Origin of the sequence: Dyella sp. A6 (assembly GCF_036320485.1) — a bacterium.
In the GTDB taxonomy this organism is placed as follows: Bacteria; Pseudomonadota; Gammaproteobacteria; order Xanthomonadales; family Rhodanobacteraceae; genus Rhodanobacter_A; species Rhodanobacter_A aluminiiresistens.
Genome location: NZ_CP132911.1, coordinates 2843332 through 2868771, shown reverse-complemented (window position 1 = coordinate 2868771; position 25440 = coordinate 2843332). Strand labels below are relative to the sequence as shown.

At 65.4% G+C, this 25440-nt stretch carries 26 protein-coding genes and 1 other RNA gene; 14 read left to right on the top strand and 13 right to left on the bottom strand.

Annotated features, from left to right (window positions below; all coding sequences use genetic code 11):
- Positions 1-13: 13 nt before the first annotated feature.
- From rpiA to RA164_RS12935, 6 genes are all read right to left on the bottom strand, one after another.
- A complete protein-coding gene (gene rpiA, locus RA164_RS12960; RefSeq protein ID WP_329741264.1) occupies positions 14-655 on the bottom strand; it encodes a ribose-5-phosphate isomerase RpiA in 642 nt (213 codons plus the stop codon).
- Between the two features lie 34 nt (positions 656-689).
- The gene (locus RA164_RS12955; protein ID WP_329741263.1) at positions 690-1145 is read right to left on the bottom strand and encodes an EVE domain-containing protein; all 456 of its coding nucleotides are present in this window, start codon (positions 1143-1145) and stop codon (positions 690-692) included.
- Positions 1142-1750, bottom strand: coding sequence for a 5-formyltetrahydrofolate cyclo-ligase (locus tag RA164_RS12950; protein ID WP_329741262.1), 609 nt, complete (start codon positions 1748-1750; stop codon positions 1142-1144). The genes RA164_RS12955 and RA164_RS12950 overlap by 4 nt, the downstream gene beginning before the upstream one ends.
- A 106-nt stretch (positions 1751-1856) precedes the next feature.
- A non-coding RNA gene (gene ssrS, locus RA164_RS12945) (6S RNA) lies at positions 1857-2043 on the bottom strand.
- A gap of 7 nt (positions 2044-2050) precedes the next feature.
- Positions 2051-2377, bottom strand: a complete 327-nt coding sequence (locus tag RA164_RS12940) for a cell division protein ZapA (RefSeq protein ID WP_329741261.1) — start codon at positions 2375-2377, stop codon at positions 2051-2053.
- Positions 2370-2594 (bottom strand): TIGR02449 family protein, encoded by a 225-nt coding sequence (locus tag RA164_RS12935; protein WP_329741260.1) that lies wholly within the window; start codon positions 2592-2594, stop codon positions 2370-2372. Before RA164_RS12935 ends, RA164_RS12940 begins: the two co-directional genes overlap by 8 nt.
- Before the next feature lie 168 nt (positions 2595-2762).
- On the opposite strand from RA164_RS12935, the gene RA164_RS12930 reads away from it, so the two are divergent.
- The 3 genes from RA164_RS12930 to nhaA all read left to right on the top strand — a co-directional run bounded on the left by RA164_RS12930 (position 2763) and on the right by nhaA (position 6200).
- A complete protein-coding gene (locus RA164_RS12930; protein ID WP_329741259.1) occupies positions 2763-3329 on the top strand; it encodes a UPF0149 family protein in 567 nt (188 codons plus the stop codon).
- A gap of 41 nt (positions 3330-3370) precedes the next feature.
- Positions 3371-4636 carry an aminopeptidase P N-terminal domain-containing protein gene (locus RA164_RS12925; RefSeq protein WP_412731107.1) on the top strand — a complete coding sequence of 422 codons (1266 nt, stop codon included), beginning with the start codon at positions 3371-3373 and terminating at the stop codon, positions 4634-4636.
- Positions 4637-4814: 178 nt separating this feature from the next.
- The gene (gene nhaA / locus RA164_RS12920; RefSeq protein ID WP_329741257.1) at positions 4815-6200 is read left to right on the top strand and encodes a Na+/H+ antiporter NhaA; all 1386 of its coding nucleotides are present in this window, start codon (positions 4815-4817) and stop codon (positions 6198-6200) included.
- A gap of 47 nt (positions 6201-6247) precedes the next feature.
- Here nhaA and pepQ read toward each other — a convergent pair whose 3' ends face one another.
- The 6 genes from pepQ to rph all read right to left on the bottom strand — a co-directional run bounded on the left by pepQ (position 6248) and on the right by rph (position 13191).
- The gene (gene pepQ, locus RA164_RS12915) at positions 6248-7567 is read right to left on the bottom strand and encodes a Xaa-Pro dipeptidase (protein WP_329741256.1); all 1320 of its coding nucleotides are present in this window, start codon (positions 7565-7567) and stop codon (positions 6248-6250) included.
- Between the two features lie 67 nt (positions 7568-7634).
- Entirely contained in the window at positions 7635-7985 is a 351-nt protein-coding gene (locus RA164_RS12910; protein ID WP_329741255.1) for a PilZ domain-containing protein, read from the bottom strand.
- Positions 7982-10555, bottom strand: coding sequence for a DUF1631 family protein (locus RA164_RS12905; RefSeq protein WP_329741254.1), 2574 nt, complete (start codon positions 10553-10555; stop codon positions 7982-7984). Before RA164_RS12905 ends, RA164_RS12910 begins: the two co-directional genes overlap by 4 nt.
- 90 nt (positions 10556-10645) lie before the next feature.
- Complete coding sequence (gene hemW, locus RA164_RS12900) at positions 10646-11812, bottom strand: radical SAM family heme chaperone HemW (protein WP_329741253.1); 1167 nt, start codon at positions 11810-11812, stop codon at positions 10646-10648.
- Positions 11813-11859: 47 nt separating this feature from the next.
- Positions 11860-12453, bottom strand: coding sequence for an RdgB/HAM1 family non-canonical purine NTP pyrophosphatase (gene rdgB, locus RA164_RS12895; RefSeq protein ID WP_329741252.1), 594 nt, complete (start codon positions 12451-12453; stop codon positions 11860-11862).
- Positions 12454-12465: 12 nt separating this feature from the next.
- The gene (gene rph, locus RA164_RS12890; RefSeq protein WP_329741251.1) at positions 12466-13191 is read right to left on the bottom strand and encodes a ribonuclease PH; all 726 of its coding nucleotides are present in this window, start codon (positions 13189-13191) and stop codon (positions 12466-12468) included.
- Positions 13192-13279: 88 nt separating this feature from the next.
- Between rph and RA164_RS12885 the strand changes: the two genes are divergently transcribed.
- The 7 genes from RA164_RS12885 (at position 13280) to RA164_RS12855 (ending at position 18872) form a co-directional block, all read left to right on the top strand.
- Positions 13280-14140 (top strand): YicC/YloC family endoribonuclease, encoded by an 861-nt coding sequence (locus RA164_RS12885; protein ID WP_329741250.1) that lies wholly within the window; start codon positions 13280-13282, stop codon positions 14138-14140.
- A gap of 500 nt (positions 14141-14640) precedes the next feature.
- Entirely contained in the window at positions 14641-15273 is a 633-nt protein-coding gene (gmk, locus tag RA164_RS12880; RefSeq protein WP_329741249.1) for a guanylate kinase, read from the top strand.
- 73 nt (positions 15274-15346) lie between these two features.
- Positions 15347-16183, top strand: a complete 837-nt coding sequence (locus tag RA164_RS12875; protein WP_329741248.1) for an ABC transporter ATP-binding protein — start codon at positions 15347-15349, stop codon at positions 16181-16183.
- A complete protein-coding gene (mlaE, locus tag RA164_RS12870) occupies positions 16180-16953 on the top strand; it encodes a lipid asymmetry maintenance ABC transporter permease subunit MlaE (protein WP_329741247.1) in 774 nt (257 codons plus the stop codon). The genes RA164_RS12875 and mlaE overlap by 4 nt, the downstream gene beginning before the upstream one ends.
- Before the next feature lie 49 nt (positions 16954-17002).
- Positions 17003-17866, top strand: a complete 864-nt coding sequence (mlaD, locus tag RA164_RS12865; RefSeq protein ID WP_329741246.1) for an outer membrane lipid asymmetry maintenance protein MlaD — start codon at positions 17003-17005, stop codon at positions 17864-17866.
- A gap of 33 nt (positions 17867-17899) precedes the next feature.
- Positions 17900-18568 carry an MlaC/ttg2D family ABC transporter substrate-binding protein gene (locus tag RA164_RS12860; protein ID WP_329741245.1) on the top strand — a complete coding sequence of 223 codons (669 nt, stop codon included), beginning with the start codon at positions 17900-17902 and terminating at the stop codon, positions 18566-18568.
- Between the two features lies 1 nt (position 18569).
- Entirely contained in the window at positions 18570-18872 is a 303-nt protein-coding gene (locus RA164_RS12855) for an STAS domain-containing protein (protein ID WP_329741244.1), read from the top strand.
- Between the two features lie 68 nt (positions 18873-18940).
- On the opposite strand, the gene RA164_RS12850 is transcribed toward RA164_RS12855, so the two are convergent.
- Positions 18941-19810, bottom strand: a complete 870-nt coding sequence (locus RA164_RS12850; protein WP_329741243.1) for an MlaA family lipoprotein — start codon at positions 19808-19810, stop codon at positions 18941-18943.
- A 188-nt stretch (positions 19811-19998) separates the two neighbouring features.
- On the opposite strand from RA164_RS12850, the gene rpoZ reads away from it, so the two are divergent.
- The 4 genes from rpoZ (at position 19999) to recG (ending at position 25435) form a co-directional block, all read left to right on the top strand.
- Positions 19999-20289, top strand: coding sequence for a DNA-directed RNA polymerase subunit omega (rpoZ, locus tag RA164_RS12845; RefSeq protein ID WP_329741242.1), 291 nt, complete (start codon positions 19999-20001; stop codon positions 20287-20289).
- A 100-nt stretch (positions 20290-20389) separates the two neighbouring features.
- Entirely contained in the window at positions 20390-22558 is a 2169-nt protein-coding gene (locus RA164_RS12840) for a RelA/SpoT family protein (RefSeq protein WP_412731030.1), read from the top strand.
- A 220-nt stretch (positions 22559-22778) separates the two neighbouring features.
- Entirely contained in the window at positions 22779-23162 is a 384-nt protein-coding gene (locus RA164_RS12835; protein WP_329741241.1) for a RidA family protein, read from the top strand.
- Positions 23163-23317: 155 nt separating this feature from the next.
- Positions 23318-25435, top strand: coding sequence for an ATP-dependent DNA helicase RecG (gene recG, locus RA164_RS12830; RefSeq protein WP_329741240.1), 2118 nt, complete (start codon positions 23318-23320; stop codon positions 25433-25435).
- Positions 25436-25440 lie beyond the last annotated feature (5 nt).

Below are 25440 nucleotides of genomic sequence, written 5' to 3'. Positions count from 1 at the left end.
AGCAGGGAAATGCTCAGATCTCGCGGTCGCCCACCAGCACCACGTCGGCGGGGCGCCGCGCGAACAGGCCCACGGTAACGATGCCGGGCAGCTGGTTCAGGTCGCGCTCCAGTGCGACCGGATCGGTGATGCGCCAGCCGTGCACGTCGATGATCCAGTTGCCATTGTCGGTGACCACGCCGTCGCGCCATACCGGGTTGCCGCCGCGCTTCACGATCTCGCGGCCGATCAGGCTGCGCGCCATCGGGATCACTTCGATCGGCAGCGGGAACGTGCCGAGCACGTCGACCTGCTTGCTCGAGTCGATGATGCAGACGAACTTCTGCGCGGTTTCGGCCACGATCTTTTCGCGCGTCAGCGCGGCACCGCCACCCTTGATCAGGCGCTTGTGCGGGTCGCACTCGTCGGCGCCATCAATGTAGATCGTCAGTGGCCCGGTGCTGTTGAGATCCAGTATCTCGATGCCGTGCTTGCGCAGCTGGGCGGTGGATTGTTCGGAGCTGGACACGGCGCCCTTGATGCGGTCCTTCATGCCGGCCAGGGCTTCGATGAAGTAGGCCACAGTGGAGCCGGTGCCGACGCCGACGACGGCGCCATCCTCGACGTAGCGGATGGCGGCTTCGCCGGCCAGGCGTTTCTCGTTTGCGTTGCTCATGGGGTCGTTCCTGAAGGAGTAAGAGGGCGAGAAGTCATTCCAGCGCGAGAATGGTCTGCCAGTGCGTGGCATCCACGGGCATCACCGACAGCCGGTTGCCCTTGCGCAGCAGCGCCATGCCGTCGAGATCCTGCCGCGCCTGCAGTTCCTTCAGGGTGACGGTGCGCTTCAGCTTGCGCACGAAGGCCACGTCCACCAGCATCCAGCGCGGGCTGTCGCGTGAACTGGCCGGGTCGAAGTACTTGCTCTTCGGGTCGAACTGGCTCGGGTCGGGGTAGGCGTCGGTGGCCACCTTGGCAATACCGACGATGCCGGGCTCGCTGCAGTTGGAGTGGTAGAAGAACACCTGGTCTCCCACGCGCATGCCATCACGCATGAAGTTGCGTGCCTGGTAGTTGCGCACGCCATCCCACGGCTCCTGCTTGTTGCGCTTCAGGTCGTCGATGGAAAAGGCGTCCGGCTCGGACTTCATCAGCCAGTGGTTTTTCATGCGGCAGCTCCGTCGGCATGGCAGTCGATCAGTTCGCGGTCGGTGGCGACGAAGTCCAGCGGCACGTCCCAGGGTTCGGCATCGATCGCCTCAAGCTGCTGGAAGGCATAGGCGATGCCGACCAGTAGCGGTTCGGTGGGGCGTGCCTGGTCCTTGAGAAAGGCAAAGCTCTGGTCGTAATAGCCGCCGCCGTAGCCGATCCGGTGTCCACGGCGGTCGAAGCCCAGCAGCGGCACCAGTACCAGGTCGAGCTGGAAAGGGGCGAACCACTGTTCGGGTGCGACCGGTTCGGGGATGCCATAGCGATTGGGCGATACCGGGTCGCCCGCCTGCCAGGGCGCGAAACGCAGTTCGCGATGATCGCCCACCAGCGGCAGCAGGAACTGCTGGCCGCGCTCGGCCAAGGGCGGAATGGCGAGGTTCAGCGGCAGCTCGCCGTCGCTGGCCCAGTAGCCGGCCACGCGCTGGTCGGTATGGAATTCGGGCAGTTGCTCCAGACTGCGGCGCAGGCCCTGTGCCGCAGCCATGCGCTGTGGCGGAGACAGCGCGCGCCGCTGCGCAAGCAACTGCTGGCGGAGTTCACTGCGTCGGGCAGATGCGTCCACGGTGGCGTGTCTCCAGGAAGCATGGCGCGTCCGCTGGACGTCGCCGCAGGCGGCCCGTCACCGGCGGATGGCACCAGAGGGCACCCGCCGTACGGAAAATAGGGTGGCGTCTACCGCGATGCCGCTGCCCACCAAACGACCTTGATCCACGATGGATCAGGTGGGAGGGCAATCAGGGTCTCAAGGCTTTCCGCTCGTGGCGGACATGCGCAACAACCAAGAAAGGCCGACCCGGGGCCGTATTTAGGAACAAGGCAAATGTAAGAGTGTGCTGGCGCACACCGCAGAGAACGCCGAGGGCTATTTTACTAGCGGGCCGGACTGGGCGTCGAGTGCCGCCTCGAGCCTGCGGCGCAGCGCGACCAGGGCGTCGGTGACGTTGTGGTCGGTACCGTCATGCTGCCTGCGCAGCCCGAGAAACTCATGCGTGATGCTGATCGCCGCAAGCACCGCAAGCCGGTCGAAGCCCGGTGCCTTGGCGTTGGCGCGCAGTTCGCGCATCTTGCGGTCGAGGTAGCTGGCCGCCTCGAGCAGGCCATCGCGTTCTTCAGGAGCACAGGCGATCAGGAATTCGCGGTCGACCAGACGCAGTGCCACCGGTTCGCTGGCTTGGGTCGTTTCAGCCATTGCTTTCGAGCGCCTTCAATCGCTGGATCATCGCCTCGACACGACTGCGCGCCTGCTCGTTGCGAGCCATCAGGCCGGCACGTTCGGTGGACAGCTGTTCCTGGCTGTGCCGCAGGCTGCGGTTTTCCTCGTGAAGCCGGCGCACCATGTCGAGCAGACGATCGATCTGCTGGGTCAGTGCGGTGACTTCGTGCTGGACGGCGTCGGGCGAGCTCATGCTGCCGACTATATCAGCAGACGAAGCGAATTCCGTGGGGCGGATCGCGGAACCGCGCAGGGGCAGTTCAGGTGGCTCCGGGAGCCGCCTCGCCCGCGGATGCACTGCGCCCCGCCTGCTGACGCACTGTTAGACTGGCGGCCTGTTTCGAGTCCTGGAGTTGCCACGATGACCGCCGACGAAATCATCGGCTACGACGAGCTGGATGCCCTGAGCGCGCGTCTGGGCCTGGCCGTCGATGCCAGCGAATTGCACGGTTCGCTGTGCGGCTTTCTCGCGGGCGGCGGAACGCTCGATGGCGGCAGCCTGACGTCGGCGCTGCACCTCGATGCAGCCGGTGATACGGCGTCCGCATCGGACCAGGCCATGCTGCAGCGGCTGGTGCGACAAAGTGAAGCCGAACTGGCCGACCCCGAGCTGGGTTTCGAGCCGCTGTTGCCGGCAGACGATCGTCCGTTGTCGGAGCGTGCCGAGGCGCTGGGCGACTGGTGCCGCGGCTTTCTCGGCGGCTTTGGCCTGACCGGGGCGGGTACGCACGCCAAGCTTTCCGACGAGGCGCAGGAAATCCTGCGCGATATCGAGACGCTCGCCGGTTCCGCATTCGACTTCGGCGACGAAAGCGAGGACGAGGATGCGCTGATCGAACTGCACGAGTTCGTGCGCATGGCGGCGATGCTGCTGCATGCCGAGTGTGCCGGTGGCCGCAACCGGCCGACGGGTGGCACGCTGCATTGAGCATCGCCCCCGGTGAATTCGCGCGTCGCCGGCGCCAGCTGATGAAGATGGCGGGCGAGGATGCGGCACTGCTCGTGGCCGCCGCGCCCGAACGCATGCGCAGTGCCGACGCAGCCTGGCCGTACCGGCAGGATTCGGACTTCCACTACCTCACCGGCTTCCCCGAATCCGGTGCCGTGCTGGCCCTGCTGCCGGGGCGCCGGCATGGCGAAGCCGTGCTGTTCTGCCGCGAGCGGGACCCCGGGCACGAACGCTGGCATGGCGAGTCGGTCGGAACCGAGCGCGTGGTGAGCGCGTACGGCATGGACGATGCCTTTCCGATCGACGACATCGACGACATCCTGCCCGGCATGATCGAGGGGCGGGCGCGGGTATATTGCCATTTCGGTCGCGAACCGGCGTTCGATGCCCAGTTGATGGGCTGGATGCGTCGTCTGCGCGAGCTGCGCGGCGGCGGTGTGGCACCCAAGGAGTTCGTGGCGCTGGGTCATCTGCTGCACGACCTGCGCCTGTACAAGTCGCGCGACGAGTTGCGCCTGATGCGGCACGCTGCGGCGATTGCGGCCGAAGCACATGTGGCGGCGATGCACGTCGCGCTACCCGGGCGGCGCGAGTACGAAGTGGAGGCGGAACTGCTGCGCGCGATCCGCATGCGCGGCGCGGTACCGGCCTTCACGCCGATCGTCGCCGGCGGCGCGAATGCCTGCACCATGCACTACACCGCGAACCGCGCGCAGCTTTCCGCTGGCGACATGCTGCTGATCGACGCGGGTGCCGAGCTGGACTGCTATGCCTCCGACATCAGCCGCACGATTCCCGTCAATGGCCGCTTCAGCCGCGAACAGCGTGCCTTGTACGAAATCGTGCTCGAAGCCCAGTTGGCGGCGATTGACGAGGTGCGGCCGGGTCACCCCTTCGACGCGGCCCATCATGCGGCAGTGCGGGTGATCGCCGAGGGGCTGTGTGCGCTCGGCCTCCTCGATGGCGATGCCGACACGGCGATCGCCGAGGGCAGTTACCGGCGCTTCTTTCCCAGCAAGACCGGGCATTGGCTGGGCATGGACGTGCATGACGTCGGCGACTATCGGGTCGATGGTGAGCCACGCCTGCTCGAGCCAGGCATGGTGGTGACCGTGGAGCCGGGCATCTACGTGCCGCCGGACGAGCCCGGCGTGGCCGAACGCTGGCGCGGGATCGGCATCCGTATCGAGGACGATGTGGCGGTGGTGCGGGAGGGATGCGAGGTGCTGTCGGCGGATGTGCCGAAGGCTCCTGCCGACATCGAAAAGCTGCTGGCGGCGCGCTGACCGGGGCGTTTCCGCGAGCCGTGCGGATCGGCGTCACGGGCTGTCGCCTGTCGTCGTTGCCGCGGGGCTGCGGTTGCCCTGTGCGACGAGGCCCCTGTAGATTGATTCCGGGTGCCTGCCGCATGGGCGGCAAGGCAGGTCAATGCGCAGGTCGGGCCGCCGCGCGGAGTTTCGCTACATGAATCGACAGCCTGACCGGCGTGAGCTGCCGCGTGTCCAGCACCTGGCCGAGCGCGCCTTGTCCGCACTCGAAAGCTTCCTTCACATCGAGGCAGTCAGCGGTATCGTGCTGCTGCTCGCGGCTGCGCTGGCGCTGGTCTGGGCCAACTCCTCGGCGGCCGACAGCTACCACCACCTGTGGCATACCGAGCTGTCGATCAGTGTGGGCAGTCATGTGTTCTCGCGCTCGCTGCACTTCTGGATCAACGACGGTCTGATGACGGTGTTTTTCCTGGTTGTCGGCATGGAGATCCGGCGCGAGATCCACGAAGGCGCGCTCAGCGACTTCCGCCAGGCGGCGCTGCCGATGGCGGCAGCCCTGGGTGGCGTGGCGGCGCCGGCGCTGATCTACATGAGCCTGAATGCGCTGCCGGCCCGGCATCATGGCTGGGCCATTCCTACGGCGACCGATATTGCCTTCGCCGTGGGTGTGCTGGCCCTGCTGGGTCGTTCGATTCCGGCCAACCTGCGCATTTTCCTGCTGGCCCTGGCGATCATCGACGACATCGTCGCCGTGCTGATCATCGCCGTGTTCTACTCCGGTGGCATGGACTACAGCGGCTTCCTGGCCGTCGGTCTCGGCATCCTGGTGCTGCTGGGCATGCAGAGGATCGGTATCGGTTCGGCGTATCCGTATGTGGTGCCGGGCGCGATCATCTGGGTCGGCATGCTGATGACGGGCGCGCATCCCACATTGTCGGGCGTGATCCTGGGGCTGATGACGCCGGTACGCTCGCTGCCCATGCGCGAACGACCGCTGGATGTCATTTCGCGTGTCTCCGGCGAGTTGAATCATGACCAGGTGACGGCGCACGATCCGCATACCTTGATGCAACCCCTGCGGCAGCTGCGGGTGGCCCAGCGTGAAGTGCTGGCGCCGGTCAGCCGTGTGCAGATGGCGTTGCACCCCTGGGTGGCCTACGGCGTGATGCCGTTGTTCGCATTGGCCAACGCGGGCGTGGGGCTGGGTGGCGTCCACCTTTCCGGTGGTGCGCAGTTCGTGATGCTAGGCGTCGTGCTTGCGCTGGTGCTGGGCAAGCCGGTGGGCGTCATCACGGTGAGCTGGCTGGCGGTCCGCCTTGGCTGGTGCCGCTTGCCGCAGGGCGTTTCCTGGGGAGGCTTGTGCCTGGTCGGTCTGCTGGCGGGCATCGGCTTCACCATGGCCATCTTCATCGCCATGCTCGCCTTCGCGGACGAGAACATGCTGGAAGCGGCGAAGCTGGGCGTGCTGGTGGCCTCGCTTATCTCCGCGGTGCTGGGTCTGGCATGGGGCGGCATCTATGTGCGTCGCCTGCGGCTGCGTAGCGCGGCGGCTGTCCGAGGCGGTGTCGATTCCGCCGCATAGCGCTTCCCTGCCACGCAGGGAGGTGCGGCAGGTTTCGTGTTGGTGCCTCAGTCGGTCAGGGCAAACGCATCGCGGGTCAGGTTTTCCGGCGCGCTTTCGGTGCAGACCACGTCGTCTTCGATGCGGATGCCGCCGTAGGGGCGGAAGGCATCGACCCTCGCCCAGTCGATGTCGCTGGCGAAAGGCTTGTCTTTCAGCTCCTGCAGCAACATGTCGATGAAGTAGAGCCCCGGCTCGATGGTCACCACCATGCCGGGTTCCAGTACACGGGTCATGCGCAGGTAGGGATGGCCTTCGGGGCGTGCGATGCTGCCGCCATTTTCGTCACGCTGAAAGCCGGCGACGTCGTGCACCTGCAGGCCGATCGAATGGCCGAGGCCGTGCGGGAAGAACGCCGAGGTGACGCCGGATTCGACCGCGCCTTCCGCCGTCATGCGGATCAGGCCGTGTTCGCGCAGGATGTCGGCCAGTACATGGTGAGCGTGGATGTGCAGGTCGGCATAGTTCTGTCCGGCACGGACCTTCGCGACGAAGCCGCGTTGTGCGGCATCCATGCTGTCGATCAGGGCCTGGAATTCGCCGTGCCCCGATGCGGCGTAGGTGCGGGTGATGTCGCTTGCATAACCTGCGCTGCTGGCGCCTGCGTCGATCAGGAAGGATCGATGTTCGGCTGGCGGTGTGCGATCGAGATGCATGTAGTGCAGCACCGCACCGTGCTGGTTGAGGCCCACAATGCTGGTATACGGCAGTTCGGCGTCGGTCTGCCGGGCGGCGGCGAGGTAGGCCATGTGGATGCCGAACTCGCTTTCGCCGGCACGGAACGCGGCTTCGGCCGCGGCATGGGCGCGCGTGCCGATGCGGCTGGCGTCACGCATCCGTTCCAGTTCGTACGGGGTCTTGAAGCTGCGCTGCCAGTGCAGGCAGTCGATCACGGCCTGTGGATTGTTGACCGTCACCCCGTCGATGGTCGGGCAGGCCGGCGCGATCACCGCACAGCGACCACGGGGCAGGTGAGCAACGGCCTCGCTCACATTGCGTACGACGACGATGTCGAAGTGCTCGACCCAGTAGCCGGAGGGGGCTTCGGGCACGACGTGCCAGTAGTCGCTCGGCTGCACGAAGATCAGGGTCGGCTTCCGGCCCGGTGCATAGGCGATCCAGCTGCCCGGTACATCGGCCAGCGGCAGCCAGTGCCTGAAGTGCGGGTTGGCGACGAAGGGGTAGTCCTGGTCGTCGAGAAATTTGCGCAGCGGCGTGCCCGCGGCGATCAGCAGGTGATCGAAGCCCGCCAGGGCCAGTGCCTGGTCGGCGTGCGCACGCACCGTGGCCAGATGCTGGGCGTAAAGCAGGGCGATGCGGTCGTTCATGCGGACTCCTGACAGGTTGCTGCAGCCTGCCAGTCTAACGCGATGTTCGCGACGACCTATGTGTCGTTCAGGCCAGACGCAGCCACTGACTCAGTCGTGCAGCGTCGTCCTGGGCGATGGCAATGATGCGATAGCCGGCCCAGACCTGGCCGGGCCGAGCGGCTGGCTGGTGCCATTGGGCCTGGATGCCCACTTCGATGGTAGGCGTGGGCACGCCAGCCATGGGCAGGTTCAGCCGGACCTGATAGACCGCATCCGGAGTGGGCGGGTGCTGGCCGATCAGCAGCATGCCCGTGGCGGAAAGATTGCCCAGGTAGCCCAGTGGCTGGTCACGGATGACATCCATGACGGTGACTGTGGCGTTGACCGATTTGCGCGGTGCGCGCCGCTGTTCGTTGTGGTTCGATGCCGTGTTCATGGCTGTCCGCCGCTCTGCGCCGGGCGCAGCAGGTTGCTGGTGAGCGAGCGCCAGGCACGATCAAGCAGGTTGTCGCGCTGCTGCTGCATTTCGCGGACCCGGCCGCTGGCCATGGCGCGTGCGAGTTCCCGCAGGTTCAGTTCTTCGCCGCGCTGGCCACGACGTGTCACGAACAGGCTGTTGCCTGTCATGGGCGAGAACCAGGCCAGCTTGAGTACGCTGGTCTGCCCGCTGGCGGGATCGGTGAACTCGAACCAGGTGCCATAAGGCAATTGGCGAAGGCGATTGTGGATGCGTGCTTCCTGCGGGCCGAGTGGTGCTTCCCGTGATTCGTTGGTGCTGGCGACAGGCTTGCTTTCCTGATCGCGCTGCTCGCCCAGTCGCGGATGCTTCTTCAGGCGCATGGCCAGGTCGGTGGTGCTGAGCTGGTTTTCCTGCGCGCTCGCCGGGGCTGGTTTGGGTTGTTCTGCCTGTTCTGCCGGCACTTTTTCGCGGGACGTCGCGGGAGACCCGACCACGGGTGCGGATGTCGTCGCGGATGCGGCCGTCGGCGGCGCTGGCACCGAAGCCGAAGCGGAAACTGGAGCCGAAGCGGAGACTGGAGCTGGAACCGGTTCCGTTGCTCGTGTGGGCGCTGCTGTCGATGCGGCGGCGGGCGCTGCAGTCGTAGTGCTGTCGACCGCGGGCTTGTCAGTTCTGGATGCCGGCACCGAGACCCTGATGTCCGGCATGCTGCCGGGTGAGGGCGGTGTGGCGGTGGGAGCGGGAATGCCTGTGCCGATCAGGCGCTGGGCGACCTGCTCGGCCTCCTCGGGATGCATGCCGATCTGCTGCAGGCCGCTTTCCACTTCGCGCTGCAGTTGCGCCGGGTCGCCGACGGGTGCAAGTCCAAGCAGCTGGTCGGTGATCTCCAGGCGCGAGCGGAAGGCTTCGCTTTCTTCGCCATTGCGCAGCAGGGTAAGAGCCAGCACGTCGGACCAGGCGCGTTCGAGCAGTGCACGCAGCAGGCCGCGTGGCTGCGAGCGCATGAAACGCTCGTTCATCAGCTCGGCGGCGCGATGGCGGGCATGGTCGAGCTTCTCGCGACCCTGCATGGCCTCGATGTGACGTCGCTCGGTCGCCTTGGCCTTGCGGGCAAGCTGGGCCAGGTGGTGCTCGATGTCGGCCAGCAATGCCGTGTACAGGCCAGCGCTGGGCGGCTCCTTGCGGGCACGCTCCACCAACTGCTCGAGCTGGGCGAGCAAGGGGCGGTCGACCTCGCCGTTGGGATCGTCGAGCCAGTCGTTGGCGGCCTGGGCGACGGTGCCAAGCAGGCGTCGTCCGGGATGCTCGTGCTGGTCGAAGAAGTCACGATCAGTGACGGCCAGGCGCAGCATGGGCAGCTGCAGGCCGCCAAGCAGCTGACGTGCGCGTGGTCCGTGGTTCACTTGCTGGCTGAGTTGCTCGAACAGCATCGTCACCAGTTCGACCGTGTCGTCCTGTTCCGGCGTCAGCTGCATGCTTGCCGAGCCCTCGGGCAGGCCGGCATTGAGCTGAAGCAGCAGCTCTTCGCGCAGGCGCTGCGCGCTTCGCAGTTCGCGGCCCGCCTTGTCCGCGACCTGCGCCAGATGTTGTTGCAGAGCGCCCAGGGCGGTCTGCAGCTCGTCGGGTGTGGCAGTACGGCCGGATGCTGCGGTCTTCGTCGTATGACGGCCCCTGGCGAGGAGGTCCCGCAGGCTTTCCAGGACGGAGATGGGTTCGTTGTTGCGCGCCGTGTCCGCCCCTGAGTCGACCGGCTCCGGTTCCGGCTCCACCATCTCTGGTGCGACCGTATTCTGGGGCGTGGCCGGACTGTCGGCCGAGCGCTGGGGCGCCAGCGGACGGGCCGTCGGGAATGCGCGCAGATGAGGCAGGATGCCGTCGTCCAGCAAGTGCGCGTTGAGGGTTTCGTAAAGTGCGCCGAGTGCGCCGATCACGGTCTGTTCGAATGCCTGCAGCAACAGCAGGCGGTGCTCGATCGGCAGATCGAGTGACTCGCTGGCGATTCGCAGTGCCTTGGCCAGGCTTGCGGGGGTGGCCGGAAATGCGGTGCCCTCGAGCGGGGGCGCGGCAACCAGCACGGCGAAGCGGAAGCTCAGCTCGGACAGCAATGTGCTGTTTTGTGCCTCACCACGCGCGGCGAGCTTGTCGAGTGCGCTGATGAGCTCGTGTTCGTTGTAGTCGAGCAGGGAGAGCGAGGTCGACTGGGCGGTGACGCCGCTGCCCGGATCGGGTTCGCCGATCCGGGCGAACTGCTCGCGCAGTTCGTTCAGCAGTCGATCCTCGATTACCGTCCAGTGCTTTACCAGCAGGGCGCGGCTTTCGAACAGGCGTTGCTGATCAAGATGGTTCCGGGAGTTCTCCGCCATCTGGTAGAGGTTCTGGTCGAAGGCGTCCATGCAGCGATGCAGCGGCACGTCGAGCCACCCGGTGCACAGGTTGCTGGCTTCTTCGAGCAGGCGACGGGTACGCGCAGGCCACGGCCGGCGTGCAGGACGCTGGCCGAAATTCGACAGGACCGATTGGTGTCGTCGCTTGGGCTCGACATCCATGGCGTGAATCCTTAGGTTTACCCCGAAATGCTAGTGTAGGTCGGATGGGGCGATGTGCCTATCGGATATTCCTCGAATTTTCCTAGGGGCTCACGGCAGGAAAAGGGCGATCACGTCATTCAGAAACCGCTGGCCCAGGGCCGTGGTGTGCAATTGTCCCGGGTCGCTGGTGATCCAGTGGTTGCGACGGGCCTCGGCCAGGGGCGTGGCGAGGTGTTCCAGCGACAGGCCGGTACGTTCGGCAAAGTCGGAAGCCGGCACGCCGTCGATCAGGCGCAGGGCGTTGAGCATGTATTCGAACGGCAGTTCGTCGAGGCTCACCGGGCCCTCGCCGCCGATGCGCGCCGCGCCGCCCGCCGCCTCGATCCATGCCCGTGGATGGCGCGTCTTCCAGCGTCGCAGGACCTGTCCGGATGCGGTGTCACTTAGCTTGCCATGCGCGCCGGCACCAGTCCCCAGGTAGTCGCCGAAGCGCCAGTAATTGAGGTTGTGCACGCAGCGATGGCCGGCGCGGGCATAGGCGGAGATCTCGTATTGGCCGTAGCTGGACGCTGCCAGATAGGCCTCGCAGGCTTCCTGCATCGCCCAGGCGCGATCGTCGTCCGGCAGCGGCGGCGGGTTGGCGGCGAAAGCGGTATTCGGCTCCAGGGTGAGCTGGTAGTGCGAAATGTGCGTGGGAGCCAGCGCGACCGCCTGCCGCACATCGCGCAGGGCACCTTCCAGCGACTGCTCGGGCAGCGCATACATGAGGTCGAGATTGATACGGGCGTAGCCGGCATCCTGTGCCGACTTGACGGCTGCCTCGGCCTCGCTGGCGGAGTGGATGCGACCAAGGCGCTTCAGCTTGTCGTCGTCGAAGCTCTGGATGCCAAACGACAGGCGATTCACGCCGGCAGCCAGATAGCCGTCGAAGCGGCCGTGTTCGACCGTGCCGGGGTTGGTCTCCAGGGTGATCTCGCAGTCGCCTGCGAAACGTAGGCGTTCGCGCGCACCGTCGAGGAAGCGCGCGATCAGCTCCGGTGCGAACAGGCTGGGTGTGCCGCCGCCGAAGAACACGCTGACGATTTCACGCCCGGCTACGGCCTGGCCGAAGTCGCGCAGGTCCGCGTCCAGGTCGTCCAGCAGCAGGTCGGTGTAGCGCGCGTAAGGCGGTGGCTCACCGCGCAGCCCGTGTGAGTTGAAGTCGCAGTAAGGGCACTTCTTCACGCACCAGGGCATGTGCACGTAAAGCGACAGGGGCGGGGCGGCCAGCGGCATGAGCGGATTATTCAGAGCGTGACGCGGAGATGGGGAGCAGGCGGAACTCAGTTGTCTGCCAGGGCCTGTTTCAGCCTGGCCAGGGCCTGCCCCCGGTGGCTCAGCCGGTTCTTGACGGCGGCGTCGAGCTCGGCGGCTGAGCTGCTCTGGCCGTCCGGCAGGAACAGCGGGTCGTAGCCGAAACCCTGCACACCACGCGGCGCATCCAGTATGCGTCCGTGCCAGCGCCCTTCGGCAATCAGCGGGGCCGGGTCGTCGGCATGCCGCAGCAGTGCCAGGACGCAGATGAAAAAAGCGCGGCGGCCGTCGCCCGGCACGCCGTCGAGTGCCTGCAACAGCTTGGCGTTGTTGGCGGCATTGTCGCCGTGATGGCCGGCATAGCGGGCCGAGTACAGGCCGGGAGCGCCACCGAGGTGCGTCACGCACAGGCCGGAGTCGTCGGCCAGCGCGGGCAGGCCAGTGGTGCGTGCCGCATGACGCGCTTTCAACAGCGCGTTCTCGACGAAGCTGAGGCCGGTCTCCTCGATGTCGCTGACGCCGAGGGTGCCCTGCGGCACGACCTCAAAGCCGCTGTCGGCGAGCAGGCTGCCGAACTCCTTCAGCTTGCCGGCATTGCCGCTGGCCAGCACGATGCGCTGCATATCCTGGCCCCGTTACTGTGCCAGAGCGGCACGTTGCGCGGCGACCAGCTCGGCAATGCCCTTTTCGGCCAGCGCGAGCATCGCGTCCATCTCGTCGCGACGGAAGGCGTGCCCTTCGGCCGTACCCTGCATCTCGATGAAGCCGCCGCCGTCATTCATCACCACGTTCATGTCGGTATCGCAATCGGAGTCCTCGGCATAGTCGAGGTCGAGCACCGGCATACCCTTGTAGATGCCCACCGACACCGCGGCGATGGCGCCGACGACGGGGTTGCGCTTGAGGTTTTCGCGGGCCATCAGGTAGTTCACCGCATCGACCAGCGCGACGTAGGCGCCGGTGATCGCGGCGGTGCGGGTGCCGCCGTCGGCCTGGATCACGTCGCAATCCAGGGTGATAACGCGCTCGCCCAGTGCCTGGCGGTTGATGCAGGCGCGCAGGCTGCGGCCGATCAGGCGCTGGATCTCCATGGTGCGGCCGCCCTGACCGCCGCGGGCGGCTTCGCGCTGCATGCGGGTGTGGGTGGCACGCGGCAGCATGCCGTATTCGGCCGTGATCCAGCCCTCGCCCTTGCCGCGCAACCACTGCGGCACGCGGTCCTCGATGCTGGCGGTGCACAGCACGCGGGTTTCGCCGAAGCTCACCAGCACCGAACCTTCGGCATGGCTGGTGTAGTGGCGTTCGATGGTGACGGGGCGCAGCTGGTCGCTGGCGCGGCCGCTGGGGCGGGTGACGGTCATGGGCATTCCTGGCTTCGCTGGCCGGATTGGGCAAGGCGTGACGCAAGAGTTTACCATTGCGCCCTTTCCAGTACTCCGGACGGTCCCGATGATTCGCAGCATGACGGCCTACGCCAGCGCCGAAGCCACCGGCCCCGCCGGGGCGCTCTGTTGCGAGCTGCGCACGGTCAACCATCGTTATCTCGAGCTGAGTCCACGTCTGCCCGACGATCTGCGCAGCATGGAATCGCAGCTGCGCGAGCGGGTGGCTGCCCGTCTTTCGCGCGGCAAGCTCGACCTTACCGTGCGTCGGACTGGCGATACGCGTGGTTCGTCGCTGCAGGTCGATCAGGCTCTGTTGTCGCGTCTGTCCGGGCTGGCGCAGGAACTGGAAGCGGGCTTTCCTCGACTGCAAGTGGAGTTCACCGAACTGCTGCGGTTCCCTGGCGTACTGCAGCAGGAAGCGGTCGATCCCGAAGCGCAGCAGGCAGCTCTGTTCGATGTGCTCGATCGTGCGCTGGATGCGCTGACAGCCACCCGCGAGCGAGAGGGCACCAAGCTGGCGGCGCTGCTGCACGACCGGCTGGATGCGATCGAGCGGATCGTCGCCGATGTGCGCGGCTGGATGCCCGAGATCCGCACGGCGCTGCGCGCGCGGCTGGAGTCGCGGTTGGCCGATCTCAAGCAGCCTGCGGACCCGGGGCGCCTCGAGCAGGAACTGGTGCTGCAGATCACCCGCTGCGACGTCGACGAGGAGCTCGACCGCCTGGCGACCCATGTCGCCGAGGCTCGTCGTGTGCTCGGGCTGAAGGAGCCGGTCGGGCGACGCCTCGACTTCCTGATGCAGGAGTTCAACCGCGAAGCCAACACACTGGGTTCCAAGTCGGTCGATGCACGTACGACCAATGCCGCCGTGGAATTGAAAGTGCTGATCGAGCAGATGCGCGAGCAGGTCCAGAACATCGAGTGATGTGCTGCTGCCCTGGTGTCAGCCAGCCTTGCGTGATCCGGCCTTGGCCGCCTGCAACCCTTTGCCCGGCATACCCACGGGCGGTCACCCGATAGCCTTGACTGGGCCGATGGGGGCGGGGGAGGCAGGGATTCCATCTTGGGTGGGGTGGCCCCGGTCATCGGCTGTCATGCGCAGCGGACTGTTCGCATCGCCAGACTCGCGGGGCGGCGTCAGCTTGGCGCAAGCCAGTGTTTGTCGCCTGTCAGTGCATACGGTTGCAGTGTGTAGGATTTGTCCTAACACGGTGGCAAGCCAAAGGGAGCGATGCTAAGGCCGAACACCAGGCAACTCGCCCGTGTGCGATGGCGCACGGGCTATACTTTCACCTTGCCAACCAGATCGACCCAGCAATGCATGTGATCTCCCCGGCCCGTATCCAGGCACGCCGCCAGAAGCAGAAGCCATGCTTCTGGGCGTTTACCGGCTGCGATTCATCGCAACGAAAGATGGGGGTCTAGGTGTCGAAGGAACTGCCGGAAGGCACCCTCTTCGTGGTGGCTGCGCCTTCGGGTGCCGGCAAATCCACCCTGGTCAATGCATTGCTGGAGCGCGAGCCGGCCATTTCGTTGTCGATCTCGCACACCACGCGCCCACCGCGGCCGGGCGAGCAGTACGGACGGCATTACTACTTCGTGGAGCGGGCCGAGTTCGAGCGGGAGGTTGCCGATGGCATCTTCCTGGAGCATGCCGAGGTGCATGGCAATCTCTATGGCACCTCGCGCACCACGGTGTCGGGCTTGCTGGCACAGGGACGCGATGTCCTGCTGGAAATCGACTGGCAGGGTGCGCAGCAGATCCGGCTCAGCAAGCCCGATTGCGTCAGTGTCTTCATCCTGCCGCCGTCGCGGGCGGAACTGGAACGCCGTCTGCGTGGCCGGGGCTCGGACGCCCCCGATGTGATCGAGCGTCGCCTGCGCAACTCGCGCGGCGAAATTGCTCATGCGCACGAGTTCGACTACATCATTGTCAACGACCGTTTCGAGGACGCGTTGCGCGACCTGCAGGCGATCGTCCATGCGGTGCGGTTGCGTACCCCCATGCAATGCCAGCGTTATCAGGCATTGATCGACGAGTTGCTGGAGGCTGAATGAATCGCCCCTATCCTCGTTGGCCTTCGGGAGCGTCTTCCGCTAACGTTCACCCTTTTACTGTACCCGTCAGTTTATGACCGAGCCTGTCCGCAGCATGCCCGACGATCGTGTTCTGGTCCGCATCCGTGGCCTGACCACGGTGCTCAGCGGCAAAAAAGTGTTCGACGGGCTGGATCTGGATATCCCGCGCGGCAAGGTCACCGCCATCATGGGCCCCAGCGGCACGGGCAAGACCACCTTGCTGAAACACATCACCGGCCAGATGCGCGGCGATGCCGGCGAGATCCGGGTGGATGGGCAGAATGTGCCTACGCTGGACCGCGAAGCGCTGTACACGCTGCGCGAGCGCATCGGTTACCTGTTCCAGAACTCGGCGCTGTTGACCGATTTCGACGTGTTCGAAAATGTGGCCTTTCCGCTGCGCCAGCATACCCGGCTGCCGGAGGTGCTGATCCGCAACATCGTGCTGACCAAGCTGCAGGCGGTAGGGCTGCGCGGCGCCGCGGCGCTGATGCCCAGCGAATTGTCCGGCGGCATGGCGCGGCGCGTGGCGCTGGCGCGCGCCATTGTGTTCGATCCGATGCTGATTCTGTACGACGAACCTTTTGTCGGCCTGGATCCGATCGCGCTGAACCAGGTTCTCAAGCTGATCCGCACGCTCAACGAGACGCTGGGCATCACCAGCGTGCTGGTGGCGCACGAGCTGGAAGCGATCAAGCAGGTGGCCGACCACATTTACCTCATCGCCAATGGCAAGGTGGTGGCTCAGGGTGACCCGAAGACGATCGCCGACGATGGGTCGCCGTGGACCCGCCAGTTCTTCGGTGGTGAGGCCGACGGCCCGGTGCCGTTCCAGTATCCGGCCGGCGATTATGCGGAAGCGCTGGGTTTCAAGCGGGGTGGGGCATGAACGCTCGTGTCGGCAATGAGAACATCGTGATGCGCTCGCTGGAGCAGATCGGCGAGTGCGGCCTGTTCCTGTTGCGTGTGCTGGCCGCCGTTCCGCGCAGCATGCGCTACCTGCGCGAAACCATACGCCAGTTGTGGTTCGTTGGCGCGATGAGCCTGACCATCATCATGGTCTGCGGTCTGTTCGTGGGCATGGTGCTGGCGCTGCAGCTGTATCACGTGTTGTCGATCTTCGGCGGCACCGCGGCGACCGGCACGGTGGTGGCGATCGCGATCTACCGCGAGCTTGGCCCGGTGGTCACTGCGCTGCTGTTCGCCGGCCGGGCCGGTACCGCGATCACCGCCGAAATCGGCCTGATGCGTGCCACCGACCAGATTGCCGCGATGGAGCTGATGGCGGTTGATCCGCTGTCCTATGTCGCGGCCCCCCGTTTCCTGGCGGGGCTGATCGCCATGCCCTTGCTGTGCTGCGTGTTCTGCTCGCTGGGCATTTTCGGCGGGCATCTGGTCGGGGTGACCTGGCTGGGCATCGACAACGGTACGTTCTGGTCGAACATGACTGCCACCGTCGATGTCTGGAAGGACATTATCAACGGCGTGATTTGGAAGAGCCTGGTGTTCGGCGCCGTGGTCTCGCTGATCGCGGTGTTCCAGGGCTACACCACGCCACCGACCAGCGAGGGCGTGGCCTATGCCACGACGCGCACCGTGGTGGCCTCGTCCATTGCCATCCTGGCGCTGGACTTCGTCTTGACTGCCTTCCTGATGTGACTGTCGCCATGACCCATTCCATGACTTCCACCGTTTCGAGGATCGTGCCGTGAGCCAGAGAAAATCCTATGCCGTCGGCACCGGCCTGTTCATCGTGCTCGGTTTTGCGTCGCTGGCCTACCTGGCAACCCAGACCAGTTCGGTGGCCAACCGGCATCAGGGCGACAGCTACACCGTGGACGCCCAGTTCACCAACATCGGCCAGCTGAAAGAGCGTGCGCCGGTGAAGGTGGCCGGGGTACGGGTCGGCCAGGTGCAGTCGATCGAGCTTGAGCCCGGCAAGTCCGTGGCGGATGTGAAGCTGTCGATCGCCAAGCGCTACGACACCATTCCGGTCGACTCGGTGGCCACCATCTACACCAGTGGCCTGCTGGGCGACCAGTACGTGGGTATCGAATACGGCCATGCCAAGAAGGACCTGGCCGACGGCAGCAAGCTGGCGCTGACGCGTTCCAGCGAGCCGCTGGAAGCGATGATCAGCAAGTTCTTCGGCGCCGGCGGTGCCGCGGACGACATTGGCGGCACCTACATGGTGACGGCCAGCTTCGGCAATGTCGGCACGCTCTCGGTGGGGGCGCCGGTGAAGATGGCCGGCGTGGCGATCGGTCACGTGGCCTCGATCCAGGCCGATCCGACCAAGCTGGACGCCAAAGTGACCCTGGCGATCGATAACCGCTACAACCAGATTCCGGACGATTCTTCGGCCGCCGTGTTCACCAGCGGTTTGATCGGCAGCCAGTACGTTGCGATCCAGCCGGGCGGTTCGCCGGACATGCTGAGGAATGGCGACGAGATGATCCTGACCCAGTCCGCGATGCAGCTGGAGGATCTGATCGGCAAGTTCCTGGTCAACGGGTCCGGCAGCGACAAGTCGGGCGGTGGTTCGTCGAATTCCCCGGCTGGCAAACACTGACCGGCCCTTCCCCCGATATTTGAAGGAGATTCCATGTTGCGCAGTCTGGTACTTGCCACGGCCCTCGCCCTGGGCGGCACGCTTGCCGCTCCCGTGTTGGCCCAGAACACCGCCAGCCAGGCCCCTGCCGTCGATGCGACGCCCGAACAGGTCGTTCAGGATATCGCTCACGAGCTGGATGTCGCCGTGGCCGGTCACAAGGCCGAGCTCTCCAGGAACAGGGAGAAGCTGATTTCGGTCATCAACAAGATTTTCCGCCCGCACTTCGACGTGGACTATGCCGCGATCCTGGTACTTGGCCAGCACGCGCGGGAAGCCACGCCGGAACAGCGTTCGCGCTTTGCCAAGGCGTTCTACGAGTCGATCACCCACCGTTATGCCGAGGGCCTGCTCAATTACACGCAGGGTGCGGTGAAGGTGCTGCCGTTCAATGGTGCGCTCAACGATCGGCGTACGGTCGTGCGTACCCGGGTGATGCTGGAGAGCGGCAAGTCGGTTTCGGTGGACTATGCCTTCCGCAAAACCCAGAGCGGCGAGTGGAAGGCCTACGACGTGATCATCGAAGGCATTTCCTACATCACCAACTATCGCAACCAGGTCGATGCCGAGATCCGCAAGATCGGTCTTGACCAGCTGATCAAGAATCTGCAGAACCAGGGCGCGCAGGCGCTGAAGTCGATGGAAAAGGATCAGGGCCACTAACGTGGATGCGAAAGGCTTTCAGCTGGATTGCAGCCTGCCGGATACCGTGAAGGTGTCCGGCAGGCTGAGCTTTGCTACCGCGGCAGCAGTGCTGGAGGCTCTCGGTGGTGCATTTGCGCGTGGCCGGGCCACCCAGCTTGATCTGGCTGCGGTCGAGAGTTGCGACAGTGCCGGGCTTGCCTGTGTGCTGGCGGTGCTTGCCGAAGCATCGGCTGCGAGCCGGCCCGTGCGGGTGCTCAATGTGCCGGCCGGCATGCATGACCTGGCACAGGTAAGCGGGGTTGCGTCGTTGATTGCCGTCTGAATCCTGCTTCTTCCAGACATGAAAACGGGGCCAACAGGCCCCGTTTTCATGTCTGGTGTAAGGCAATCCTACTGTTGTGTCGGCGTACCGTTCTGGGCGCCGGACGGCTTGGGCTGACCGGCGGGCTTGCTCTTCTGCTGCTTTTCCCATTGACGCTGCTGCTCCAGCAACAGGTCGGGGTCGAAGCCCTTCTGATCCAGACCCTGCATGCGGTCGATGACCGACGCCGGAGGATTGCCGTCATAAAGCATGTTGATGCGCTGCTGGCGATAGGCGTCACGCAGGAACGCGTAGGGATCGTAGGCGCTGTCCAGGAAGCTCTCCGCGTCGATAGCCTGCGCACGCAGCGAGATCAGGTAGAGCACGGTGGGGGTGTAATACAGGCCGTGATGGAACTTGTGATTGCGCGTGACGTAGCTGAGTGGATCGAAGAAGTAGCTATCGACCGGCAGGCGCCAGACGTCGCGGACCGTGGTCGGACCGATCAGCGGCAGCATCAGGAAGTCGCCTTCGGGAACGCCCCAGCGCGCCAGCGTGATGCCGAAGTCGGTCTGGTTGTCCGGAATGCCCATTGCCGTGGCTGGGTCGAAGATGCCGCCGATGCCAAGGGTGAGGTTCACCAGGAATCGGCCGGTGCCGACCAGCGCCTGCTTCGGGCGTGCCTGCAGCAGGTCGTTGGCCACGGTGATCGGCATGCGCAGGTTCGAGAAGAAATTGCTGACCGAACGGCGTACCGGCGGGTTGGTCACCTTGCGGTAGCCAACCGCCACGGGCCGGATGGCGGCCTTGTCGATCGCGCTGTTGAAAGCGTAGACCTTGCGGTTGAAGTGCTGCAGCGGGTCGTCAGTCCGGGGCGGTGCGATGGCGCAACCTGCAAGCAGCAGGATGGCGGCCGCGATGACCGGTTTGAGCACACGAATACGGGGCAGGTAAGGCATCGGCAGGGGAGTCCGCTGCAAGGGGTTCATAATTGTACCGCTTGGTATTGTTATTTTACACGGTCTGCCTTCGCGTTGGCTTTGGCGGGAAGGCGACCGCTTATGATACGAGCCCTTACATTGCCAGCCAAGCCTGCGCTGGCTAAACTATCATCCCAATTTAAGCTGTTTGCCCCGCAGGATTTCACATGGCACGCATTACCGTCGAAGACTGCCTTGAGGTAGTCGACAACCGATTTGAGCTGGTGTTGATGGCGACCAAGCGCGCCCGTCAGCTCGCGAAGGGAGCCGATCCGGTCATCCGCCCGGACAATGACAAGCCGACCGTGCTTGCCTTGCGCGAGATTGCTGATCGCCGCATCGACCAGGCCACCATCGACGAGATCGAGCAGGCCGAGCGCGAGCGGGCCGAGCGTGAGGCGCTCGAGTGGGCGGCGGCGGAAGTGGACGACGACCTCTCCAAGGGCGGCGACGACTGATGGACGGCGGCGGCTGTCGACAGTGCAGTCGCCGGGCCGGTATTGCCGGCACACCTGAGTGCGCTCCCTGGGCGGGCGCCTGAACGGCCCTCGCGCAACCATGTCGGCGGCCACGCATCCTGGTTCTGTGGACCCGTCCGTGCTGCCTCCCTACGTGCTGGCGCTGAAAGAGCGCCTTGGATATCTGCCCGAGGCCCAGGTGGCCCGAGTGCTGCGCGCCTATGAAGTGGGTGCGCAGGCGCACGATGGGCAGGCGCGTAAAAGTGGCGAACCGTATATCACTCACCCGGTGGCGGTGGCAGGCATCCTGGCCGAGCTTGGCATGGATGCTGAAACCGTCATTGCGGCCATCCTGCACGACACCCTTGAAGACACCGAGCTGAGCCGTTCCGCACTGGCCAGCGAGTTCGGCGAGACCGTGGCCGAACTGGTCGATGGTGTCACCAAACTGGACAAGATGAAGTTCGGCAGCCGCCAGGAAGCTGATGCGGAAAGTTTCCGCAAGATGCTGATGGCGATGGCGCGCGACCTGCGCGTGATCCTGATCAAGCTGTCCGATCGTCTGCACAACATGCGCACGCTGGGTGCCAAGGATGCGCCGTCGCGCCGTCGTATCGCCCGCGAAACGCTGGAAATCTACGCGCCGATCGCCCAGCGGCTGGGCATGAACAAGATCAAGGCCGAGCTGCAGGATCTGGGTTTCCGTGCCCTTTATCCCGACCGCTATCGCGTCATCAGCGATCGTATCAGGGCCGCGCTGGGCAATCGTCGGGAGGCGATGGGCAAGATCGAGGCGGCGCTGGCGATGGCGCTCGACGTCGAGCAGCTTCCGGGACGGGTGGTCGGGCGGATCAAGTCGGCGTGGAGCATCTATTCGAAGATGCGCAATGAGCACAAGAGCTTCGCGCAGCTGATGGATGTCTACGGTTTCCGCGTCGTGGTGGAAAACGCGATGAGCTGTTACATGGCACTGGGCGTGGTGCATGCGCTGTACAAACCGGTCGATCGCCGTTTCAAGGACTTCATCGCCATTCCCAAGGCGAACGGCTACCAGTCGCTGCACACGGTGCTGCTGGGGCCGTTCGGGGCGCCGATCGAGGTACAGATACGCACGGCCGAAATGGACTCCGTGGCCGAGAGCGGGGTAGCTGCGCACTGGGCCTACAAGACCGATTCGGGGCCGGCCAACAGTGCGCAGGCGAGGGCGCGCGAATGGCTGTCTTCGCTGGCGGACAGCTCCGTGCATACGCCGTCGTCCGCGGAATTTATCGAAAACGTCAAGATCGACCTGTTCCCGGACGAGGTTTATCTGTTCACCCCGCGCGGCGACATTCTCGCGCTGCCACGCAATGCCACTGCGCTGGATTTTGCCTACGCCGTGCACACCGACGTGGGCGACCACGCGGTGGCCGCGCGGGTTGACAAGAAGCTGCTGCCGTTGCGCACGCGACTGGAGTCCGGGCAGTTGGTGGAAATCATCACGGCGCCTTCCGCGGTGCCGAATCCGGCCTGGCTGGAAGTGGTCGTGACCGGCAAGGCACGAACGGCGATCAGGCAATACCTCAAGCACCTGCAGCACGAGGATGCGGTCGACTTCGGTCATCGCATGCTTGATCGCGCGCTGGATACCCTGGGCACCAGTCTGGAGCTTATTCCGCCGGTGGTGCTGGACAGGTTCCTGCAGGATTCCAAGTTCAGGCGCCTCGAGGAACTGCTGTCCGACATCGCGCTCGGCAACCGCATGCCTGACCAGGTGGCCGGACAATTGGCGGCTGCCGCCAGGGGGCGTCGCACGAGTGGTGCGGCACCGTCGCCGCATGTGCAGGAGAAGATCCGCATCACTGGTGCCGAGCGGGGCGTGCTGAGCTTCGCCAACTGCTGTCACCCGTTGCCGGGGGACGAGATCATCGGTTACCTGTCATCGGGCAAGGGCATCGTGGTGCACCAGGCCGAATGTCCCAACGTGGTCGAGCTGCGCAAGTCGCCGGAGCGTTGCGTGGCCATCGAGTGGGATCGCGACGTGCAGGGCGACTACCGCGCCGAACTGCGTATCGAGGTGATCAATCGCCCCGGGGTGCTGGCTACCATTGCGGCAGCGATTGCGGCGGCCGATTCGAACATCGAGAACGTCGAATACGTGGAGCGCGACCTGGCTGCCGCCACTCTGCTCTTCACCATCGAGGTCAGGAACCGCAAGCACCTGGCTGAAGTGATGCGCCGGGTGCGACGCACCGGCGTAGTCAGCGGCGTGCATCGTTACCCGCTTTGACATCGGCTGGCCGCGACAGCCGCAATGACTGCTTGACGCTGACTGGTGAACCGGGTCGTCGCGTATGCGCGGCACCCGTTGGGGTGTCCCGGTTTCGGAGTGTCCGGCCGCTGAGTGTCATCCCGGTGTGGGGTCTGCGCGCAGTCGCGCATTGGGCCCTGCGCGATCGTCCGGTCTCGTTTAGACTCCAGCTCTTCCATGTCATAGCGAGTGTGTCTTCATGTCCCGCCAGATCATCGCCACCGACCAGGCACCGGCCGCCATCGGCCCTTATTCGCAGGCTGTCCGTGCGGGTGACACGGTCTACTTTTCCGGGCAGATTCCGCTCGATCCGCTGACGGGTCAGCTGGTCGAAGGTGACATTGATGCTCAGACGCGACGAGTGTTCGACAACCTGACGGCAGTGGCGAAGGCGGCAGGTGGTTCGTTGGGCCAGATCGTGCGTGTGGGCATCTATGTGACCGATCTGGCCAATTTCGCCGCGGTGAATGCGGTGATGGCCGAATACTTCGCGCAGCCCTATCCGGCACGTTCCACCATCGAGGTTTCTGCGCTTCCGAAAGGTGCGCAGGTGGAAGTCGATGCGGTGATGGTGCTGTCCTGACGCCTGTCGTTGATGACATTGGCGTGATGTCGGCAGGCAGACGCGTGGCCGGTGGTCGGCTGCGGCGGTGGCCGACGTGTTTGTGTGGCCGGGGCCTGCAGTGTGCCGTGTCCGTGGCGCTGGGCGATGGCCTGTCGCTCGGTTAGGCTTGCCCGATGGCTTCACGCAGCCCAGTTGTGCCGGACGAGACGGGTGATCCCGGGCTGGCGCCCGTCACCCGTCTGCCGGGGGTGGGGCCTGCGTTAGCGGCAGCGCTCGGGAGGTTGGGTCTCGAGCGGGTGCAGGATCTCTGGTTTCATTTGCCGCTGCGCTATGAGGACAAGACCCGTGTGGCAGCCATGGCCGATTTGCGCGTGGGTGATCGCGTGCAGGTGGCCGGTGTCGTGGAGGCGGTCGAGCGGGGCTTTCGCTATCGGCCGCAGCTGAAGGTGGCGATCGGCGACGATGCCGGCCATTCATTGCTGCTTCGGTTCTTCCATTTCCGGCGTGCCCAGGTCGAGCAACTGCAGCCCGGCACGCGATTGCTCTGCTTTGGCGAAGTGCGCCAGGGCGCGCACGGGCTGGAGATGGTGCATCCGCAATACCAGCGGATGTCTGGTGACGAGCCGGTGGCGGTCGAGGATCGGCTCAGTCCCATCTATCCCACGACCGAGGGCCTGGGCCAGAAAAGGCTGGCCGGCGTGATCGACAAGGCGCTGGGGCTGTTGCCGGACGATGCCCGGCTGGAACTGATTCCTGCGCAACTGTGTGCGGAACATGGCCTGACATCCCTGCGCGATGCACTGCTGTATGTGCATCGGCCGCCGCCGGATGCGGCCTTGTCCCAACTGGTGCTGGGGCGTCATCCGGCGCAACAGCGCCTGGCGTTCGAGGAGCTGCTGGCACAGCATCTCAGCCTCAAGCGCATGCGTGCGGCCGTACGCCGGCGGCATGCGCCGGTACTGGGTGGGGACGGGCACCTGTGCGAAGCGATGCTGGCGGCGTTGCCGTTTCGCCTAACTGCGGCACAGCAGCGGGTAAGTGCCGAGGTGCTGGCCGACCTGGCCCAGGTCCGTCCGATGCTGCGGCTGGTGCAGGGCGACGTGGGTTCGGGCAAGACGGTGGTGGCTGCGCTGGCGGCATTGGCGGCGGTGGAGGCGGGTTGGCAGGTGGCGCTGGTGGCGCCTACCGAGTTGCTGGCCGAACAGCACCTGCGCAATTTCCGCCACTGGCTGGAGCCGCTCGGTGTCGAGGTGGTCTGGCTGGCCGGCAAAGTGACCGGCAAGGCTCGGCAGCGTGCATTGGCACGCGTGGCCGGGGGGGCGGCAGTCACCATCGGCACGCACGCCTTGATGCAGGAAGGCGTGGTCTTCGCCCGGCTGGGGCTGGTGATCGTCGACGAGCAGCACCGTTTCGGGGTGCAGCAGCGATTGAGCCTGCGCGACAAGGGTGCCAGCGCAGATTCCGCGGATGTACCGCATCAACTGGTGCTCACGGCCACGCCGATTCCACGTACGCTGGCGATGAGTGCCTATGCCGATCTCGACGTGTCGTCGGTCGACGAACTGCCGCCCGGACGAACGCCGGTGCAGACCATCGCCGTTTCGAATGCGCGCCGTGCCGAGGTCATCGAGCGTATCCACGCGGCCTGTGGCGAGGGGCGGCAGGTGTACTGGGTATGCACCTTGATCGAGGAGTCCGAGCAGTTGCGTGCACAGGCGGCGGAGGCGGCGCATGCCGAGCTGGCGGCGACGCTGACCGATTGCAGGGTGGGGCTGATCCATGGGCGCATGAAGCCGAAGGAAAAGCAGTCCGTGATGGATGCGTTCAAGGCGGGTGAGCTGGCCGTGCTGGTGGCCACCACGGTGATCGAGGTCGGGGTGGATGTGCCCAATGCCAGTCTGATGGTGATCGAGAACAGTGAGCGTCTTGGCCTTGCCCAGCTTCACCAGTTGCGGGGTCGGGTCGGGCGCGGCTCGATTGCGTCCAGTTGCGTGCTGCTCTACCAGCCGCCGCTGGGCGGCCTGGCCAAGCAGCGTTTGCAGGTGATGCGTGAAACCGGCGATGGTTTTCGTATTGCCGAGAAGGACCTGGAGTTGCGCGGCCCGGGCGAAGTGCTGGGTACGCGTCAGACAGGCCAGCTGGCTTTCCGTATCGCCGATCTGGCCCGCGATGCCCACCTGCTGCCGGTGGTGCAGCAGGTGGGTGAGCAGATGCTGGCTGCGCACGCGGAGCAGGCCGGGCGGCTGATGACGCGCTGGATCGGTGCAGCCGCACGTTACGCACACGCCTGAGCCGG